The 2337-nt window shown below is 41.9% G+C and carries 3 protein-coding genes; all 3 read right to left on the reverse strand.

Going from position 1 to position 2337, the window contains the following annotated elements:
* The coding region (locus tag B7992_RS16140) for a hypothetical protein (protein ID WP_141100517.1) at positions 1-578 on the reverse strand (578 nt) is incomplete at its 3' end.
* Positions 571-1809, reverse strand: coding sequence for an AAA family ATPase (locus tag B7992_RS16145; protein WP_088666813.1), 1239 nt, complete (start codon positions 1807-1809; stop codon positions 571-573). The genes B7992_RS16140 and B7992_RS16145, both read right to left, overlap by 8 nt.
* Positions 1810-1837: 28 nt before the next feature.
* A partial coding sequence (locus B7992_RS16150; protein ID WP_176421991.1) for a hypothetical protein occupies positions 1838-2337 on the reverse strand: 500 nt, incomplete at its 5' end.

Consider the following 2337-nt stretch of genomic DNA (forward strand, 5'->3'; position numbering starts at 1 on the left):
CGAATGTCAACAAAAAAGGGTGGCGAAGCCACCCACACATGTTGATGAAGAGCCAAAACAATCCTATACTTTTTGAGCCAATCCAGACGTTCGTTTTGTGGGTACAAGAAAGACGAAAACGGACTTTTGTCACTGTGGTCAGGTACAGAAATGTTCAAGAAACTTTTGCAATGGTTACTGTCGAATATTCCCTTACTCGCCAAATGATTCCAAGTAGAATTCAGTTGGTCGTAGGCTTTTTCAGCATTCACCTGGATATTGTGAGCTTTGCAGTATTTTAGTTCACAAAGGAGCAGGAAGCCTCCATCGACAACTTCCTTTGCTCTAAAGAGGCATTCACAATTCTGTATGCCTCCGGGAAAGTAGTGCGGGTGTTCCTCGAAATTCACCCCAAGCATAGCCACATGTTTTGGATTTTGCAAGTGAAAGGCCGAAATATCGGTAAATTCAGTATCGGAAATACAAACACCCTTACGATTTTCTGCCGGCATGGAACTTGTCTGTTGCGTATAATCGGCAACCCAGACATCGCCTGTATATTCCTTGGCGTGAACAAATTCTTCGACAAGATCAACCATAATAGGAAGCGTAGTTGGAAAATTCATTCATTACGCGTTTCATGACACGGTCAAAGTAATTGCCGCGAATAAGGCCGTCTTCATCCTGGAGCGAAACGACGGTTCCATCACGCAGTTCCCATGCAGCAACATCACACGGGTTGACAAGAGAATCTGTCGGAATTTCTTCTTGCATTTTGTCCTTGACCATATACCCGAGCATGCAATTGTTTATTGCATAAAGAAGGTATGGACTATGGGTCGCTACAAAAAGTCCATCAAGATGGCGAGATGTATTTTTCAGAAGACTTTGCACAAGCTCAACTTGTGTTTGTGGGAACAGGTTCTGTTCAGGTTCTTCCAGATAGACGTCCGAATACGCTGTACTTGTAAAATTTTCATACAGTCTTTTGCATTCAAAATGATCTTCTTTCGAAATAAAAGGCAAAGTCAGACGTCCTATTTTTCCAAAAAAACGTTCTTCATCTGCAGTTATCTGCATTAAAGTTTTCTTATAGCGTTTTTCGTAGATATGGAAAAGGACGGTATCATTTTCGCTATCACTTACAATGTTTGACGGCAACTTAGCTGAATACTGTTCGTTGAACAAGAAATTCAAATATGCCCACATCGGGATTACAGACTGCAAACCACTGGATGCGTTCGTAAGATTAAGTTTCACTCCGTCTTTCAGCAATACATAATCCCTGGAGGATTCGTTGTCGAAAAAATATTTTACGTTCAAATTCAGAACGTCAAGCATGTTGCCTGAATTATACATGCCCCTGACACCGTTCCAATCAGAAATAAAATTACGAATGTTGGTATTTCCAAACTTGACTTCAAACCAGTTTGGAATTGCAGCAACAAGATTTCTTTCAGAAGGAATATAGGAAATTTTACCCCGTTTATACTCCCAACAGTTTTCGGAAATAGTCAAGTCAAATTTTTTTGAATCAAAGTCACACGTAAAGTGAACAAAATCCGACTGGTATTCCACAAGGCTACCCGAATGGATATAGCCATCCAACTTATGAAAGACAACGAGATTTTCTAAGACATAGTCAAAATTGGCAAAGCCGTTCTTCCCTTGTTCTAGAAGGACTCTCTTTTCTGCCCAGGCACAAAAACAGGCTATTTTCAGGATGCAGCTTTTTCCTGCGCTTTGAGGACCAATAACGACATTAATCCTCTTTAAGTCTAATTCAGCTTTCTTTATTGGACCAATATTTTCAATTACCAACTTCTTCATACGTTCAATACTCCAAAATTAACAAAAATTAGCCCATAGTAACATTAATCAAACCGTCCCCATCGCCAACAACGTGAATTACAGGAGATACTTCACCGTTGGAGACTTCCGGTATCAGAATACGATATTCGTTGTTTTCGGGTTGAATGATTTCGCCTGGGGTGCCGTCTTCCGTAAGATAGCGGAGTTGTGGCAGGGAGGAACCTGCAGGGAATATAACGACATAGGGACGCCACCACGGATTTGGAACAATCCCTGTGCATACAATGTGAAGTTTTGTTCCTGCCTGAATTTGAAGAGGTTCTTCGATATAGAACAGATCAACCGTAATGTCGGAAGTGGTATCATCCTCCGTCCCTGAATCAGTTGTTGAGTCGCCCGTTCCCGAATCGGTTGTTGAATCGCTCGTCCCAGAATCGGTTGTTGAATCACCCGTCCCTGAATCTGTTGTTGAATCGCCCGTTCCTGAATCGGTTGTTGAGCCACCTGTCCCCGATTCAGTTGTTGACGAAGTTTCCTGTTGCAGGG

Origin of the sequence: Fibrobacter sp. UWH1 (assembly GCF_002210365.1) — a bacterium.
Lineage (GTDB): Bacteria > Fibrobacterota > Fibrobacteria > Fibrobacterales > Fibrobacteraceae > Fibrobacter.

Coding starts and splice junctions, on each gene's coding strand:
- B7992_RS16145 (WP_088666813.1), bottom strand. CDS start 1,809: ATGAAGAAGTTGGTAATTGAAAATATTGGTCCAATAAAGAAAGCTGAA.